The following is a 15,821-nucleotide window of genomic DNA, read 5'->3' on the forward strand; positions in this document are numbered from 1 at the left end:
CTATGCCGTGAGCGGCGCCGCTTCGGCGCCCATGCGGCTCTTATTGCCTCGATCTTTCCAGAAGGGCGAAACGGCTTTCTTCGCCCAAAGGGCAGAGAGGCGCGCGATCTGCTTGGACGCCGTCCAGGCGCCGGCTCCCGTGAGGAGCGCCACACCGATGGAAGCGAATCCCATTCCCATCGAGGCCAAAACGTACGGAACATGCCCGATAATGATGCCGTCCACGGCGAACAGGAGCCCTACCAGGCCCGCGCCCCCGAATGCCGCGGCCACGATCCACACGCAGAGCGCAAGAACCCAAATACAGATGTAGACTGCAGCGGCAACGGCGACGAACGCGAGCAGCAGCGGAATCCATACCGGAGAGCCCACGATGGCGAGCGCCCATAGAAGTGCCGTGCTCTTGCGCTTGGTCCTCGCGATCGCGCGCGGCACGGCGGGCAGTTCGTCGAGCGTTGCCTCGGCGACCTCACCGGGCGTGCCCATGGCGGCCACAGCCTCGGCCTCCGTCATGCCGTCCTCCATACGGTCGGCGATGGCCTCCGCGTAGAACTCCTGCGTTTCCTTTACCTGATCTGCCGGCAGGCAGGCCAGAAGCTCGCCCAGCCGGTTCAAGAACTCATCGCGCGTCATGGTGCGCCCCCTCCACGTAACGGTAGATCTCCTGCACGGATGGCCATTCGGCGAGGAACTCGGCGATACGCTCGCGCCCGGCGTCCGTGATGCGGTAGTACCTCCGCAGCCGCCCGTTGTGCTCGGCGGAGCGCGCGGTGATGCAGCCCGCCTTCTCCAGGCGCTTGAGCAACGGATAGAGCGTGGATTCCGTGAGCCCCATACTCGCGGGCACGTCCTTCACGATCTGATAGCCGTAGGATTCCTCGCCCGAGACGGCCGCGAGCACGCAGGCCTCGAGGAAGCCGCGCTTCATCTGTGCCTCCATCCGCACACCTCCTTTCGTAGTATACTGTGTAACACCTACTATATGACACATAGTATATGATGTCAACAGTTGTCGTATAGGGAGTCCGGTCTGTCTGTCCCCTGCGGGTACTCATTGGGGACGTACTTAAATGAGTACCCATCGCTCAAGGTGGCACCTGGGGACGTTCCTTATGTGCCGGCACTTTGGGACACTCCTTGTCAAGGTTTTGTTCCATCGTGCGGGTTGCTATTTAACGTGCGACAATGCCGTGTGGAAATCGAAATGTCTCCTGGGGGCTATCTATGCTGTACGAGTTTTGTGCCGAGAGCTTTGAGCGTGTGCCGGCGGCTATCGATGCCGGTGCTAAGCGCATCGAGTTGTGCGACAACCTTGCCGTCGGTGGTACCACGCCCTCGGCCGGCGTTATCAGCACTACGGTCAGCTATGCTCACGAGCATGACGCGCGAGTGATGTGCATGATTCGCCCGCGTGGCGGTGACTTTCACTACAACCAGGACGAGCTGCGCATGATGGAGATGGACTTGGGTCTTGCCGTGAGCGCCGGCGTTGACGGCCTGGTCTTTGGCTGCTGCAAGCCCTGTGCCGGCGGCTGGGCGCTCGACGAGCTCACCCTCGGCGCCCTCGTGATGGCTACGGGCTGCGCGACCGAGGAGTGCAAGCGCGGGGCCATCGATATCACCTTCCACATGGCCTTTGACCAGCTCTCGCTCGAGGCTCAGCTCGATGCCATTGACACACTCGCCGACTGCGGCATCACGCGCATCCTGACGCATGGTGGTGCTGCCGGAACGCCGATCGAGGACAACCTGGAGCACCTGTCGCGTCTTGTCGAGTATGCGGGCGACCGCCTGACCATTCTTCCCGGTGGCGGCATTTCCACGGCCAATCGCGATACCGTGGCGGCGGCACTGGGCGTCTCCGAACTCCATGGCACCAAGATCGTGCCGCTGGAGGTATAACCCGTGGCGCTGGTATTTGACGTCCAGCAGGCGAGCGGTAAGCCCGACGATAATCGTCGCCCTGGCACCGCGTGCCCCTTTTGTGACACGGAGGGGCTCGCCAACATCATCCAGCGCGATGGTGACTGCATCTGGCTCGAGAATAGGTTCAAGACCTTGCGCGCCACCCGTCAAACCGTGTTGATTGAATCGGCAGATCACGATGCCGACTTGGTGACCTATGAGCCGGATGAACTCCACCATGTGATGCGGTTTGCTCTGGGCTGTTGGCAGCAGATGATCGATTCCCAGCAGTACCGCAGTGTACTCATGTATAAGAACAAAGGTCCGCTTTCGGGCGGCAGCCTCGTCCATCCACACATGCAGATTGTGGGCTTGGAACAGGAGGACGGCTATGCGGCGCTGACCTTAGCCAACTTTGAAGGCATCGCTGTCTGGCAGCAGGGGAGAATCTCGGTCAACATCTCAACCGAACCGATTATGGGATTCTTTGAGGTCAACGTCTCGGCTCCACAGGGAATCGCCGCCAGCGACGACGCCCGCGACCAAGCCGAAGCGGACCTGTTTGCCGATGCGATTCAGGTGGCCCTGCACTATATCCTGCACGAGCACCACGGCGGCCGCGCGGAGTCGTACAACTTGTTCTTCTACCACATGGACGGCCGGACCATTGCCAAGGTGTTGCCGCGTTGGGTGGTTTCGCCCTACTTTGTCGGTTATCGTTTGGCCCAGGTCAATGCCGAGACCACGCTCGATATCGATGCAGAGCGCCTGCGTGCGCATCTGGAAACGCTCGTATAGCAAGACTATCACCCGCGTAATGCGGACAGTCTAGCGTGCCATGGCGTCGCGGCCGGCCTCGACGCGCTTGCGCTGGGCGGCGCGCTCCTCGCCGGTCAGTCGCTCAAAGAGATGTCCGATAACCGAGGCGAGCACCTGCTGAAACAGCGTTCCGCACATGACGGGAAACACGACCTCGCCGGGAAAATACTGCGTGGCGATGACGGCGCCCGAAGAGATATTGCGCATGCCGCAGGTAAAGCACATGGTGGTCGTCTCGCTATACGGCAGGTGCAACGCGTGGGCGACCAGAATGCCGACGACAAAGCCGCTGATGGCGAAGGTCAAAATAAAGAGGGCGACTTCCAGGCGCACCGCATTCATGTGCAGCACGTACTCGCTCATGGCGGTGGAGTTGGAGGCGATGACACCCATCATCATGAACTTGCAGGCGGGCGAAAGCGCGTGGGAGAGTTTCTCGTGTCCCCATCCGCGCGTGAACTCGTTGACCACGATGCCGAGCACGGCGGGGATGGCGATCATAAAGGCCATGTTCTGCATCATACCCGGAACATCGATTGCAACGGTGGCACCCAGCAGGAGCTTAAGCGTGAGCGGAATCGTGACGGGCGAGATGACCGAGGACGTCAGGATGATGGTGAGCGCGAGCGGGCCGTTGCCGCCAAACATGCTAATCCACATAAAGGCGGTGACTGCCACGGGTACGCTGTACTCGAGCACGATGCCGCAGACAAGGTTTGGGTTGGAACCAAAGAACAGTGAGCCCATGGCATACGCCGCGATGGGGATGAGCACGGCCGAGACAAATAACGCCAAAATCAAATGTAGGGGACGGCGGAACACCTCGGCCACCTGGTGAAAGGTGTTGCTGAGCGCACCTTGGAACGTCATAAAGGCAAACAGGGCGGGAACGATTGGCTTGAGCACGCCGATCTGCTGGGGAAAGAGCACGCCGAGCGTCACGCAAATCGGAACGATGACCTGCATGTGCCCCGCGAGAAATTTGCCCAGTCCAACCCATTGCTTCATATGCGCTTGTGACTCCCTTTGTTCGTGAATCCGTTTTGAATGGATATGCTAGACGCTCGCATGCGTCCGTGCGTCAGAAACGCTCGAATATTTCGAGGCTATTACCGGCATCGTTTACCGAAACCGCGGCGTGCTGCGGCGATTGGCGTCCGCGCTGCACGGTATAATAAATCCGTTCAACAGATCTGCCTGCCGAAGCGGGCATACACAGAGGACTCATCGCTATGAACCGTGAGAGGTATCGCGGCGACCTGCCCCTATCGGGGGTGGGCGCCTATGTCATCGCTTAAGACGACGCATCGCTGGGCGGTCGCTCAGCAAAACCCCGAGCTCGAAAAGGAGCTTTCGGTTGGCCTGGGCATTCCCGGGCTGGTGGCGCGTATTATGGTTGCGCACGGCATTACATCCATCGAGGAAGGCCAGCTGTTTTTGACGCCTTCGCTCGATCGCGACTGGGCCGACCCACTCATTATCCCAGGCATGTCGGTCGTTGCCGACCGCGTCGAGCGTGCTATTCGCAACCACGAGCATATCGCGGTCTTTGGCGATTTTGACGTTGACGGTATTACGTCGACCTGCCTGTTGACCGAGGCGCTGCGCACGTTTGGAGCCGATGTCACGCCGTTTATTCCGCATCGCTTTGACGAGGGCTACGGTCTTTCGCGAGCGGCGCTCGACCGCGTTAACGAGCTCGCTCGCCCCCAGCTGATCGTGACCGTCGATAACGGCATTGCCGCCAAGGAAGAGGTCTCCTATCTGGAGAGCCTGGGGATCGATTTGGTGGTCACGGATCATCACGAGCCGTCCGACCAGGTGCCGCAGGGCGTGCCTCTGACCGACCCCAAGCTCGAGGACGAGGGTCCTTCGCGTGAGCTTGCCGGTGCCGGCGTGGCGCTCAAGCTGGTGCAAGTCCTGGGCGAGCGTCTGGGCAAGCCGTCGTATTGGCGTTCGCTGATCGAGGTTGCGGCGCTTGGTACCGTGTCCGACATGATGCCGCTCACGCCCGAGAACCGCGCGCTGGTCGCCGAGGGCATCCAGCAGATGCGCGTGACCGCCCGCCCCGGCTATATCGCGCTGGCCGCGCTCGCCAAGGCCGACCTTTCCACCATTACGGCCGATGGCCTGTCGTTTTCGCTCATTCCCCGCTTGAATGCCGCCGGCCGCATGGCCGATCCCAAGCTGGCACTCGACCTGCTGCTTGCTCGCGACCCCATCGAAGCGAGCGCGCTTGCCGCCGAGCTCGAGGAGATCAACCGCCAGCGTCGCGAGATCGAGGCGGAGCTCACACGCGATGCCATGGCAAAGGTCGAGGAGACCTATGATGGCGGTCGCGCAATCGTCGTGGGTGGCGAGGGCTGGCACGAGGGCGTCAAGGGTATCGTGGCGAGCCGCCTGACCAACCGTTATCACGTGCCGGCGCTGCTGTTCTCGATCGAAAACGGTATCGCTCGCGGTTCGGGTCGCTCGGTGGGCAAGGTCAACCTGTTCGACGCCGTAGAGCGCTGCTCCGATCTGCTGATTCGTCGCGGCGGGCATGCGGGTGCGGTGGGCGTGACCATCGAGGCGTCCAAGCTCGACGAGTTCCGCCGTCGCCTTTCCGCCGTGCTGTCCGAGCTTCCCGCCGAGGACTTTGAGGACACCGACGAGGTTGCCGCCACCGTTGACCTCTCCGAGCTAAATATCGAGACCATCGAGCAAATCTCCCGTCTTGAGCCGTTTGGCCAGGGCAACAAGGTGCCGCTGTTGGCGGCCGAGGGCGTGACAATGTGCGATCGCGCCGTGGTGGGCAAAACCGGCGAGCACATGCGCTTCGTGGCGACCGATGGCGCTGCGAGTGTGCCGGCCATTATGTTCCGCGTGCCGCAGATCGATAAGCTCATCAATTGCGATAGCGCCGTCGACCTGGTATTCGAGGCCGTGGCCGAGCATTGGCAAGGCCGCGTAAAGCCCAAGCTCATGATCAAGGACGTCTTGGTCCGCGATACCACGGTGTCCAGCGTTGACGACCCGGCATGTGAGCTTCGCCGCGGCGTGGAGCCTGCGGACGCCGGCCTTCGTCTGGAGTCCCGCAAGCGCCAAACGCTCGCCCAGCTTTCCTATACCGAGCTGACGCGCTCGCTTATCCATATCTTTATCGGCTCGAACCAGCCGCACCGCGCGCAGGTCGAGGCGCTCGATGCTCTGGCCGATCACCAAAGTGTTCTGGCCGTTATGGGAACGGGGCGCGGCAAGTCGCTCATCTTCCATGTGCATGCTGCGCGCGAGGCGGTCCTTCGCGGGCGTGCGAGCATCTTTGTCTATCCGCTGCGTGCGCTCGTTGCCGACCAGGCCTATCATCTCTCGTCGACGATGGCCGCGCTCGGCATTGGCGTAGGCGTGCTGACCGGCGAGACCGTGGAGGCGGCGCGCGATGACGTGTTTGCCGGCCTGGCTTCGGGCCGCACCGGCATCGTGCTCACGACGCCCGAGTTCCTGTCCATTCACCGCGACCGCTTTGCGCGTTCGGGACGCATCGGTTTTGTCGTTATCGATGAGGCGCATCATGCCGGTCTTGCCAAGGGCGGCGACCGCAGCGCCTATCTCGACATGCCCGATATCCTCAAGGCCCTGGGCGACCCGGTCGTTCTGGCTACGACTGCCACCGCAACGGCTCCGGTTGTAGCCGAGCTCGCCCGCGTGCTACCGATTACCCGTACGGTGGTCGACGAGACGGTGCGCGAGAACTTGCAGCTCGAGGACGACCGAGATCTTGCAAGCCGCGAGAACCGCCTGGTGTCAATCGTGGCGACGGGGGAGAAAACCGTCATCTACGTCAACTCGCGCGACCAGTCCGTGGCACTTGCTAAGACGCTGCGCAAACGCGTTCCCGACTACGCGTCGCATATCGCCTTTTACAACGCGGGCCTTACGCGCACCGATCGCCATCGCGTAGAGGAGGCGTTTCGAGACGGCAGCCTCAGCTGCATCGTCTCGACATCTGCCTTTGGCGAGGGCGTCAACCTTCCCGATATTCGCCATGTCGTGCTCTATCACATGCCGTTTGGCGGCATTGAGTTTAACCAGATGAGCGGCCGCGCCGGTCGCGATGGCCAGCCCGCCGTGATCCATCTGCTCTATTCGTCGCGCGACGCCCGCATTAACGAGCGCCTGCTCGACTGCTATGCGCCCGAGCGCGACGAGCTCGTCACGCTCTATCGAGCGCTGCAGACTATGTGGCGCTCCAACCGCGGCAAGACCGGAGACGACTCGTTTAGTGCGAGCGATATCGACATCGCGCAGATGTGTCTTGCCATCGATGCCCGCACGCCGGTTGACGAGCGCTCGGTGGCAAGCGGTCTGGGAATCTTCGAAGAGCTTGGTTTCTGTCGCGTTTCGGGGTTTGATGACACCCGTCGCATCGCGATGGCAGAAAACCCCGGCCGTGTGCAATTGAGCAGGTCAATTCGCTATTTGGAGGGCTTGCGTTCGCGCATGGAGTTCTCGGCTTTCCGGAGCTGGGCGCTCGATTCGTGCGCTTCTGATATGCTAGCCAAAGTTAACCGCCCGATCGTACCGCGGGCCTAGGGGAAGGGGACCTCGATGGATGCCGCAGCCCGTACCGCCCATGATTCCACCCTCCAGCCGTTCTCGGAGATGGAGCACTATAAGCATGCCGATGAGCTGCCGCCCGAGATTATGGCGGACAGCTACGACAAGCTGGAGCGCCTGTGCCTCAAATATATGAATGAGGACGACTTTTCTAAGGTGGAGCAGGCCTATTGCTTTGCCGCCGAGAAGCACTGCAACCAAAAGCGCCGCTCGGGTGAGATGTACATCAACCATCCCGTCGAGGTGGCCATCATTTTGGCCGATCTCAAGATGGACTGCGATGTGGTGTGCGCCGCGCTGCTACACGATACCGTCGAGGACACCGAGACCTCGCTTGCCGATGTTTCCGGCCTGTTTGGCGATACGGTGGCCGAGCTCGTCGATGGCGTGACCAAGCTCACCAACATCGAAGTCGACAGCATGGACGAGAAGCAGGCCCTCACGCTGCGCAAGATGTTCCTCGCCATGTCCAAGGACATCCGCGTCATTATCGTTAAGCTTGCCGACCGTCTGCACAACATGCGCACCCTTGCAGCCCTGCGTGAGGACCGTCGCCTGTTTAAGGCCCGCGAGACCATGGACGTGTATGCGCCCCTGGCCGACCGTCTGGGCATGAGCTCCATTAAATGGGAACTCGAGGACCTGTCCTTCTTCTATTTGGAGCCCGACGCCTACCAGCGCATCGCACGCATGGTGGCGGAGTCGCGCGAGGTCCGTGAGCGCTATCTGGCCGAGACCATCAAGACGCTCACCGACGAGCTTAACCGCATTGGTCTGGAAGACTTCCAGATCAACGGCCGTTCCAAGCACTATTGGTCCATCTACCAAAAGATGAAGCGCAAGGGCAAGGAATTCTCCGAGATTTATGACTTGGTGGCGCTGCGCGTTATCACCCATTCGGTGCGCGATTGCTACTCCACGCTCGGTGCGGTGCATACGCTGTGGCACCCCATGCCCGGGCGCTTTAAAGACTATATCGCCATGCCCAAGGTCAATAACTACCAGTCGCTCCACACGACGGTTATCGGCCCCACGGCTCGTCCGCTCGAGATTCAGATTCGTACCTACGAGATGCACGAGCAGGCCGAGTACGGTATTGCCGCCCACTGGCTCTATAAGAAGTCGGGCGGATCGTCTGCGGCTAAGACCAATGATGCCCAGCGCTTGGACGACCAGATTAACTGGCTCAAACATTCGCTCGATTGGGCTGCGTCTGATGAGATCACCGACGCCAAGGAATACCTGCATTCGCTGAAGGTCGACCTCTTCGATCAAGAGATCTTCGTCTTTACGCCCAAGGGCGAGGTCATGGCGCTTCGTGCCGGCTCCACGCCGCTCGACTTTGCTTACGCTGTCCATACCGAGGTGGGCAACCACTGCGTCGGCGCTAAGATCAACGGTGCGGTGGCCCCGCTCACGCACGAGATCAAGACGGGCGACCGCGTTGAAATCCTGACCAACAAGAGCTCCAAGCCGTCGCGTGATTGGCTCAAGATCGTCAAGACGCCTTCGGCCAAGTCAAAGATCCGCCGTTACTTCGCCGCTGCGACCAAAGACGATGACGCTGCTGCCGGTCGCGATATACTGGCCAAGGACCTGCGCAAGCGCGGGTATGGCATCTCTACGCCGCGATCCACGCGTGCGCTCAACGCCGTGGCGGAGCAGTTTAATTACAAGCAGCTCGAGGACCTGTTTGCCGCCGTCGGCGCCGGCAAGGTTGCCCCGCGCGCCGCGGGTAACAAAGTCGAGCAAATCTTGGACCCCAAGCCCGAGGAACAGCTCACCAAGGCCGAGGCTATCGCCGAGGTCGTGAAGCAGCCTGCCCGCGGCTCCAACCGCAAGCCGCAAAAGCGCGGCAAGAGCGCCAGCAACGGCATTATCGTCAAGGGCGAGAGCAACAGCGGTCTGCTGGTCCGTTTGGCGCATTGCTGCAATCCGGTGACGGGCGACGACATCGTCGGCTTCATCACGCGCGGTCGCGGCGTCTCGGTGCATCGCGCCAACTGCCCCAACGTCAAGGGTCTTATGGAGCATCCCGAGCGCATGATCGAGGTGGAGTGGGACGGCGCTGCCGACACCCTCTTCCAGGTCGAGATCGTGGTCGAGTGCCTGGACCGCATGGGCCTGCTCAAGGATGTCACCATCGCCATTGGCGATGCGGGCGGCAATATCCTTTCTGCCGCCACGTCGACCAACCGCGAGGGTATTGCAACCCTGCGCTTTATGGTCGAGATTTCGGACGCGAGTGGTCTGGATCCGCTGCTGGCCTCCATCAGCAGCGTTGACTCGGTCTACGACGCGCGCCGCCTGATGCCCGGCGAGGGTGGAGCCCAGCTTAAGCGCCGCGTTTAGTCGCGACGAACGTGCCACATTATCGATATTCGCTACACTCGAGGCATCGTTTGATGCCTCGAGTTCTATAGAGAGGAGAGGGACATGAGTGCTGTGTCCTTGGATTTAACTCCCAAGGGATCGGTCGAGATTGAGACGCTCGTAAACGGTCCCATTCAGACCAATAGCTATGCTGTTATTTCGGACAATGAGTGCGTGATTATCGACCCTGCGTGGGAAGGCGAGCGCCTGGTGGAGCATATTCGAGCCGAGCATCCCGGCGTACGCGCGCTTGGCGCCGTATGCACTCATGGCCATGCCGATCATGTTGGTGGTGTTGTCGGCGTACGAACCACCGTTGGCGAGGGCTGTCAGTATGAGCTGTGTGCTAAGGATGTGGCGGTGCCGCATGCGAACATCGAGGAACAGCGAGCTATGTGGGGCATTGAGACGCCCGACCCCGGGGAGCCGACGCGCCTGCTCGCCGAGGGCGATGCTATCGAGGTGGGCGATATCTGCCTGCAGGTGATCGAGACACCAGGGCATACGCCGGGCGGGATCGTCTTGTTTGCTGCCACCGAGCAGGGGAACATTGCCTTTGTGGGCGACACCCTGTTTCCGGGTGGGCACGGCCGTACCGATCTTTCCGGAGGAGACGAGGCGGCGATTCTGCGCTCGCTCTCCAAGCTCGCCCGGCTTCTCCCGCCCGATACCGTTTGCCTAACCGGCCATGGCGATTCGACCACCATGGCACGCGAGCTCATACAGAACCCTTTCATGCAGGTGTAGCTTAATAGTCGGCTTTTGAAGCACGAGAAGCGTCCAAACGTCAAGCTATTTTTCCCCAACGGGTCGATTCCGTAGGGCAAACGGTCAAAAAAAGTCTGTTTGGACGATATTCGTGAACAAACGAACGTTTATGCCCGGGTGCGCCGTGGTAAAATCTCAGGCGTTATCGGAGCAACCTTACAGGAGGTTTCTTTTATGCTCGTCAACGCAGCAGACATGCTCAAGAAGGCCGAGGCCGGCAAGTACGGTCTCGGTGCCTTCAACACTAACAACCTCGAGTGGACCCTGGCTATTCTCCAGGCCGCCGAGGAGGCCAAGTCTCCGCTGATCCTTCAGTGCACCGCTGGTGCCGCTAAGTGGATGGGCGGTTTCAAGGTCTGCGCCGACATGGTCAAGGCTGCCGTCGAGGCCACGGGCGTTACCGTTCCCGTCGCCCTTCACCTCGATCACGGTTCTTACGAGGACTGCTTCAAGTGCATCGAGGCCGGCTTCACGTCCATCATGTATGACGGCTCTCACGAGGAGACCTTCCAGCTTAACCTCGACCGCACCAAGGAGCTCGTTGAGCTTGCCCACTCCAAGGGCATGTCCATCGAGGCCGAGGTCGGCGGCATCGGCGGCACCGAGGACGGCGTGACCTCCAACGGCGAGCTCGCTGACCCCGCTGAGTGCAAGCAGATTGCTGACCTGGGCGTCGACTTCCTCGCCTGCGGCATCGGCAACATCCACGGCGTGTATCCCGCCGACTGGGCTGGCCTTTCCTTCGAGCGTCTGGGCGAGATCAAGGCTCAGACCGGTGACCTGCCCCTCGTCCTGCACGGTGGTACCGGCATCCCCGGGGACCAGATCAAGAAGGCCATCTCCCTGGGCATCTCCAAGATCAACGTCAACACCGACCTGCAGCTCGTCTTCGCCAAGGGCGTCCGCGAGTACATCGAGGCTGGCAAGGATCAGCAGGGCAAGGGCTTCGACCCCCGCAAGCTCCTCAAGCCTGGTCGCGACAACATCGTTGCCCGCACCAAGGAGCTCATGGAGGAGTTTGGCTCCGTCAACAAGGCGTAAGCGTCGCTAAACTTCCCGCCGGAAGCCCCGTCCCCCTACACTGTTTCCTTTGCGCTCACCTGGCTTTGCCAGAAGTCGCGCCAAGGAAACAGTTCCGGGGGACGGGGCTTCCTTCGTTTAACGCCGCAGGGTTACGAGGCTGAATTATTTATTTGACTACCGTTCAGCGGTGTTGATGGCTCCCTTGTTGGGGCTTTCTTTTTATCTCGCTACAATGGGCTTCAAACGTTCTAGTGACTTGGAGTTTGGTATGGCTGTTATTGATGTGCTGCCTTCGGATGGGAAGGTTATTGACGAGGGTCCTGTTGGTTGCTCTGTTGATGTTTGCTGTGATGACTTTCGTCATCTCGATATTGGTCTGCCGCCTGAGATTCTTCGACTCAAGGATGCCGGCTATTTGACGCGGGCTGTTGCGGCTTGTGATCGCCTTTTGGAGCAGAACCCTGAACCTTCGCTGGCTGCTTGTGTTCGTGCCGAGCGGTATCGCATGCTCGAGACGCCGCTTCATTTTTCGGTGTCGCGTGATCAGGCTATTGCGATGATTCGCGAGGAGTGGCCAGAGTTTACCGAAGAGCAGTTTGATGACCTGATTAATCGTAAGCGTATCGATTGGCGCTTTATCGATGGCGAGCTGTTCGTACTCGACAACTTCCTCGATTCGCTTCGCGTGTACCCCAAGGAGGTTCCGGGCCTGCGTCCCGATTCTACGGACGGTATAGCACTGCGTAACCAGATGCTCAGGGAGATGGAGTCGCAAAACGGGTTGACTCGCGTCATCACGCTTAAGGCATCCGTGTCTGTTCCCGGGGCTCTGGAGGGAGAGGCTGTTCGCGCCTGGCTGCCCGTTGCCGCCGCCTGTCGTCAACAGTCTCATATCGAGGTTCTCGATATGACGTCGGGGGGTACCGTTGCCTCTGAAAACGTTTCGGCTCGTACTGCCTCTTGGACATCTTCGACTGAACATTCATTCTCGGTGACCTATCGCTATCACATAGATGCCGCCTATTGCGATATCTATGGTGGCGCGCTCCCATCGCATACGTGCATGGACACGCCACTGCCCGAGGACACTTCCGAGGACCGTCCGCACATTGCGTTTACGCCGTACTTGCGACAGTTGACGGAGCGTGTTATTGACGGGCTCGAGGATCCGCTCGATCGCGCTCGTGCTATCTATGATTACCTGACGCAGCATATCGACTATCGCTATCAGCCACCGTACCTGCTTTTGGGATCTATTGCCGACGACTGTGCGCATTCGCTCCGCGGCGATTGCGGCGTTATGGCGCTCACGTTTATCACCATGTGCCGCATCGCGGGGGTGCCTGCTCGTTGGCAGAGCGGCCTATATGTTGCGCCCGATTCGGTGGGACCGCACGATTGGGCTGAGTTCTATACGCCACAGACCGGTTGGCTTAACGCCGACGTATCGTTTGGTTCCTCGGCACGCAGGATGGGGGAGGAGTGGCGTCGTCGTCACTACTTTGGCAATCTCGACCCGTGGCGTATGGTGGCCAACAACCGATTCCAAGCTGAATTTGTGCCTGCTTTCGATGGTATGCGCGGGGATCCCTATGACAACCAGATGGGCGAGGCCTCGGTTGACGGACGTGGATGTCGTAAGCGGGAGATGTTGCGCAAGGTTGAGCTTATCGAAATGCTCGAAGTTCCATTTTCGGACTAATCAACAGAAAGCTGTGATAAACTAACTCACGCATTACGTGCCCGAGTGGCGGAATTGGCAGACGCAGTGGACTCAAAATCCACCGTTGGCAACAACGTGCGAGTTCGAGTCTCGCCTCGGGCACCATACATGCAGCTGAGCGTTCAAGGGGGTCAAGACCCCCTTTTTCGTGTACGTAATGTGATAGCGCGTTGTACGTGTTATTATTCGCAAGGCGTTGTTCCCGCAATGCCCTAAAGAGGAACCCGAGGGCTCCCACCTTTTGGCGCCAATGAGCAGCTGACTGGTCATACAACTTAGATTCCCTTCCTCATACCGAGGATGTCTATGTTTACGACCTGGTTGCAAAGAAGCGCCGGGTTATTTTTTTATGAATGGAGGTAGGGAAAATAGCTAAGTCTGATGACACCCGCATCAACGACGAGATCACTGCATCTTCGTGCCGTTTGATTGGCGTCGATGGCTCTCAGCTCGGCCTGTTCGCCATCCGCGATGCCCAGCGCGTCGCTGACGATCAGGGTCTCGACTTGGTCGAGATCGCTCCCAACGCGGAGCCGCCGGTCTGCAAGGTCATGGACTACGGTAAGTTCAAGTACCAGCAGGCCATGAAGGCCAAGGCCGCTCGTAAGAACCAGTCCAAGGTCGAGGTCAAGGAAATGAAGTTCCGACCCAAGATTGACGTTGGCGATTACGAGACCAAGAAGGGCCACGTTCTGCGTTTCCTCAAGAAGGGCGCACGCGTTAAGATCACCATCATGTTCCGCGGCCGTGAGATGGCTCACCCGGAGCAGGGTCTTAACGTTCTCGAGCGTCTCGCCGAGGATCTCAAGCCTTACGCTACGGTCGAGTCCAAGCCTAAGATGGAAGGCCGTAACATGCTTATGCTGCTCGCCCCAATTAAGGGCGCCTTCGATGAGGATAAAGCGGCAAGCGATACCAAGTAACTAGTGTTCTGTAACCGATTAAGGAGTATTTCATGCCTAAGATGAAGTCCCACAGCGGCACCAAGAAGCGTTTCCGCAAGACTGGTACCGGCAAGCTTATGCGCGCCAAGGCTTTCAAGAGCCACATCCTGAGCAAGAAGTCCACCAAGCGTAAGCGTGGCTTCCGTCAGGAGACCGAGATCGCCGCTGCCGACCGCAAGGTCATCAAGTCGCGTCTCGCCTAAGTTCGCGTTCCCGTTTTTCGTTTTACCGTCTAGGAGTTGATAGAACATGGCACGTATTAAGCGCGCTGTTGCCGCCAAGAAGAAGCGCCGTACCGTTATGCACCGTGCGAAGGGTTACTACGGTGCCGCTTCGCGTACTTACAAGCATGCTAAAGAGCAGGTCCAGCACTCCCTGCAGTATCAGTATCGTGATCGCCGCAACAAGAAGCGCGAGATCCGCTCTCTCTGGATCACCCGCATCAACGCTGCCGCTCGCCTGAACGACATCTCTTACTCTCAGTTCATGCACGGCCTGAAGGTTGCCGGCATCGAGCTCGACCGCAAGGTTCTGGCTCAGATGGCTTACGAGGACATCGAGTCCTTCAACGAGCTGGCTGCCATTGCCAAGAAGGCTCTCGAGGCTTAATTGCTTCTTGCATCTTAAAGGGGCGCTTCCAATCCGGAAGCGCCCCTTTTTGATTGATTAGGGATGTGATCGATTTGGGACGTAGCCAAACCGATCAATTCGATAGCGTCCGAGTTGCAAGAAAGAGCAGGTAGCGTATGTGTCAAAGATTTTTGACACTCTAATCTGCGCGCAGCCATCCGTATGGGTTTGATTTTGGGATTACGCTTTGCTTGCCGGCTTCTGTTGTGTAGCCGCCCAATAAGAGTTGAGATGCATTCGAAGGGAACGCCATGCAGCTGCCAAAACACCTTAAACAGTATCGACTCGATGCTGGTTTGTCCCAGGAGGATCTTGCAAGGCGCATTTTTGTAACACGTCAGACCATCAGTAATTGGGAGCGCGGTAAAACGTACCCCGACATCCAGAGTCTCCTACTGCTGTCTGAACAACTGGATGTAACGATTGACGAGCTTGTTAAAGGCGACATTTCAATAATTAGAGAAAGGGTTGAACGCGATAGGGGCACGCTCTATCGCTTGGGTGCGGGGATGTTGGCTGGGCTTCTTGCGTTTACCGTCTCTATGGCCTGGCTCATGTGGCAACAAAACCACGGGTGGGGGATGGTCCAGTGCGTTCCGACGATGGTGTTGGCAGGCGTCTTTGGTGCTGGCGCAATGTGCTGCGCGCTTGCAGCGGAACATATCAAGAAGAAGAATGATTTGGTGACGTATCAAGAGATATCCGACTTCTTGGACGGAAAGAAGGCGGACAGCGAAGAGACGAGGAGGGGCTGGGCTTATGAGCATCCACAGCTTGCGAATGCCATCAAGTTTGCCGCAGCGGCTCTTATTGGACTAATCGTTTTTGAACTCGTTAACGCTGCTTTGTCCCATTTCTAATGGGTATACAGCCATTAATGCGGCCGAAGCTTAACCGTTGGAAAACCGAAGGGCCGCTCTAATAGGGGAGCCGCGGCCCTGTTCTTTCTAGGCTCTCACAGAGAGGGTCCCATCCTCATTTGTGTAGGAACCGTGGAGGCCCAGATTCCCGCCCCCGGCGCCCCTCGGGTCTGGCAATAT

The 15,821-nt window shown here is 59.2% G+C and carries 14 protein-coding genes and 1 tRNA gene; 12 read left to right on the forward strand and 3 right to left on the reverse strand.

Annotation, left to right across the window (positions count from 1 at the left end):
• Complete coding sequence (locus DW899_RS02880) at positions 1–633, reverse strand: DUF1700 domain-containing protein (protein WP_117655177.1); 633 nt, start codon at positions 631–633, stop codon at positions 1–3.
• A complete protein-coding gene (locus tag DW899_RS02885; RefSeq protein WP_187362357.1) occupies positions 620–940 on the reverse strand; it encodes a PadR family transcriptional regulator in 321 nt (106 codons plus the stop codon). The genes DW899_RS02880 and DW899_RS02885 overlap by 14 nt, the downstream gene beginning before the upstream one ends.
• A 284-nt stretch (positions 941–1,224) precedes the next feature.
• On the opposite strand from DW899_RS02885, the gene DW899_RS02890 reads away from it, so the two are divergent.
• Both DW899_RS02890 and DW899_RS02895 read left to right on the forward strand, forming a co-directional pair.
• Positions 1,225–1,902 (forward strand): copper homeostasis protein CutC, encoded by a 678-nt coding sequence (locus DW899_RS02890; protein WP_117799939.1) that lies wholly within the window; start codon positions 1,225–1,227, stop codon positions 1,900–1,902.
• A 3-nt stretch (positions 1,903–1,905) separates the two neighbouring features.
• Positions 1,906–2,703 (forward strand): DUF4931 domain-containing protein, encoded by a 798-nt coding sequence (locus DW899_RS02895; protein WP_117799940.1) that lies wholly within the window; start codon positions 1,906–1,908, stop codon positions 2,701–2,703.
• Between the two features lie 30 nt (positions 2,704–2,733).
• Here the strand turns inward: DW899_RS02895 and DW899_RS02900 are convergent, their stop codons facing one another.
• Positions 2,734–3,732 (reverse strand): bile acid:sodium symporter family protein, encoded by a 999-nt coding sequence (locus DW899_RS02900; protein ID WP_117799941.1) that lies wholly within the window; start codon positions 3,730–3,732, stop codon positions 2,734–2,736.
• Positions 3,733–4,008: 276 nt separating this feature from the next.
• Here DW899_RS02900 and recJ point away from each other — a divergent pair, with 276 nt between their 5' ends.
• The 10 genes from recJ to DW899_RS02950 all read left to right on the forward strand — a co-directional run bounded on the left by recJ (position 4,009) and on the right by DW899_RS02950 (position 15,641).
• Positions 4,009–7,296, forward strand: a complete 3,288-nt coding sequence (gene recJ, locus DW899_RS02905) for a single-stranded-DNA-specific exonuclease RecJ (protein WP_117799942.1) — start codon at positions 4,009–4,011, stop codon at positions 7,294–7,296.
• A gap of 15 nt (positions 7,297–7,311) precedes the next feature.
• Positions 7,312–9,672 carry a bifunctional (p)ppGpp synthetase/guanosine-3',5'-bis(diphosphate) 3'-pyrophosphohydrolase gene (locus DW899_RS02910; RefSeq protein ID WP_117799943.1) on the forward strand — a complete coding sequence of 787 codons (2,361 nt, stop codon included), beginning with the start codon at positions 7,312–7,314 and terminating at the stop codon, positions 9,670–9,672.
• 84 nt (positions 9,673–9,756) lie between these two features.
• Positions 9,757–10,440, forward strand: coding sequence for an MBL fold metallo-hydrolase (locus DW899_RS02915; RefSeq protein WP_117799944.1), 684 nt, complete (start codon positions 9,757–9,759; stop codon positions 10,438–10,440).
• A gap of 195 nt (positions 10,441–10,635) precedes the next feature.
• Complete coding sequence (gene fba, locus DW899_RS02920) at positions 10,636–11,502, forward strand: class II fructose-1,6-bisphosphate aldolase (protein ID WP_117799945.1); 867 nt, start codon at positions 10,636–10,638, stop codon at positions 11,500–11,502.
• Positions 11,503–11,752: 250 nt separating this feature from the next.
• Positions 11,753–13,186, forward strand: coding sequence for a transglutaminase-like domain-containing protein (locus DW899_RS02925; protein ID WP_117799946.1), 1,434 nt, complete (start codon positions 11,753–11,755; stop codon positions 13,184–13,186).
• A 39-nt stretch (positions 13,187–13,225) separates the two neighbouring features.
• Positions 13,226–13,312: transfer RNA gene (locus DW899_RS02930), tRNA-Leu, on the forward strand.
• A gap of 248 nt (positions 13,313–13,560) precedes the next feature.
• Positions 13,561–14,130: a translation initiation factor IF-3 gene (infC, locus tag DW899_RS02935; protein ID WP_006234423.1), complete on the forward strand. Its 570-nt coding sequence runs from the start codon at positions 13,561–13,563 to the stop codon at positions 14,128–14,130.
• Positions 14,131–14,162: 32 nt separating this feature from the next.
• The gene (gene rpmI / locus DW899_RS02940) at positions 14,163–14,354 is read left to right on the forward strand and encodes a 50S ribosomal protein L35 (protein WP_006234422.1); all 192 of its coding nucleotides are present in this window, start codon (positions 14,163–14,165) and stop codon (positions 14,352–14,354) included.
• A gap of 46 nt (positions 14,355–14,400) precedes the next feature.
• The gene (rplT, locus tag DW899_RS02945; protein WP_022094123.1) at positions 14,401–14,760 is read left to right on the forward strand and encodes a 50S ribosomal protein L20; all 360 of its coding nucleotides are present in this window, start codon (positions 14,401–14,403) and stop codon (positions 14,758–14,760) included.
• 272 nt (positions 14,761–15,032) lie between these two features.
• Positions 15,033–15,641: a helix-turn-helix transcriptional regulator gene (locus tag DW899_RS02950; RefSeq protein WP_117799947.1), complete on the forward strand. Its 609-nt coding sequence runs from the start codon at positions 15,033–15,035 to the stop codon at positions 15,639–15,641.
• Positions 15,642–15,821 lie beyond the last annotated feature (180 nt).

The sequence above is a fragment of the Collinsella sp. AM41-2BH genome, assembly GCF_003468085.1.
GTDB lineage: Bacteria > Actinomycetota > Coriobacteriia > Coriobacteriales > Coriobacteriaceae > Collinsella.

Bases quoted from the DNA above. Each gene is read 5' to 3' on its own strand.
- rpmI (WP_006234422.1), top strand. From the start codon at position 14,163: ATGCCTAAGATGAAGTCCCACAGCGGCACCAAGAAGCGTTTCCGCAAG.
- fba (WP_117799945.1), top strand. From the start codon at position 10,636: ATGCTCGTCAACGCAGCAGACATGCTCAAGAAGGCCGAGGCCGGCAAG.
- DW899_RS02915 (WP_117799944.1), top strand. From the start codon at position 9,757: ATGAGTGCTGTGTCCTTGGATTTAACTCCCAAGGGATCGGTCGAGATT.
- rplT (WP_022094123.1), top strand. From the start codon at position 14,401: ATGGCACGTATTAAGCGCGCTGTTGCCGCCAAGAAGAAGCGCCGTACC.
- recJ (WP_117799942.1), top strand. From the start codon at position 4,009: ATGTCATCGCTTAAGACGACGCATCGCTGGGCGGTCGCTCAGCAAAAC.
- DW899_RS02950 (WP_117799947.1), top strand. From the start codon at position 15,033: ATGCAGCTGCCAAAACACCTTAAACAGTATCGACTCGATGCTGGTTTG.
- infC (WP_006234423.1), top strand. From the start codon at position 13,561: ATGGAGGTAGGGAAAATAGCTAAGTCTGATGACACCCGCATCAACGAC.
- DW899_RS02900 (WP_117799941.1), bottom strand. From the start codon at position 3,732: ATGAAGCAATGGGTTGGACTGGGCAAATTTCTCGCGGGGCACATGCAG.
- DW899_RS02910 (WP_117799943.1), top strand. From the start codon at position 7,312: ATGGATGCCGCAGCCCGTACCGCCCATGATTCCACCCTCCAGCCGTTC.
- DW899_RS02925 (WP_117799946.1), top strand. From the start codon at position 11,753: ATGGCTGTTATTGATGTGCTGCCTTCGGATGGGAAGGTTATTGACGAG.
- DW899_RS02885 (WP_187362357.1), bottom strand. From the start codon at position 940: ATGGAGGCACAGATGAAGCGCGGCTTCCTCGAGGCCTGCGTGCTCGCG.
- DW899_RS02890 (WP_117799939.1), top strand. From the start codon at position 1,225: ATGCTGTACGAGTTTTGTGCCGAGAGCTTTGAGCGTGTGCCGGCGGCT.
- DW899_RS02880 (WP_117655177.1), bottom strand. From the start codon at position 633: ATGACGCGCGATGAGTTCTTGAACCGGCTGGGCGAGCTTCTGGCCTGC.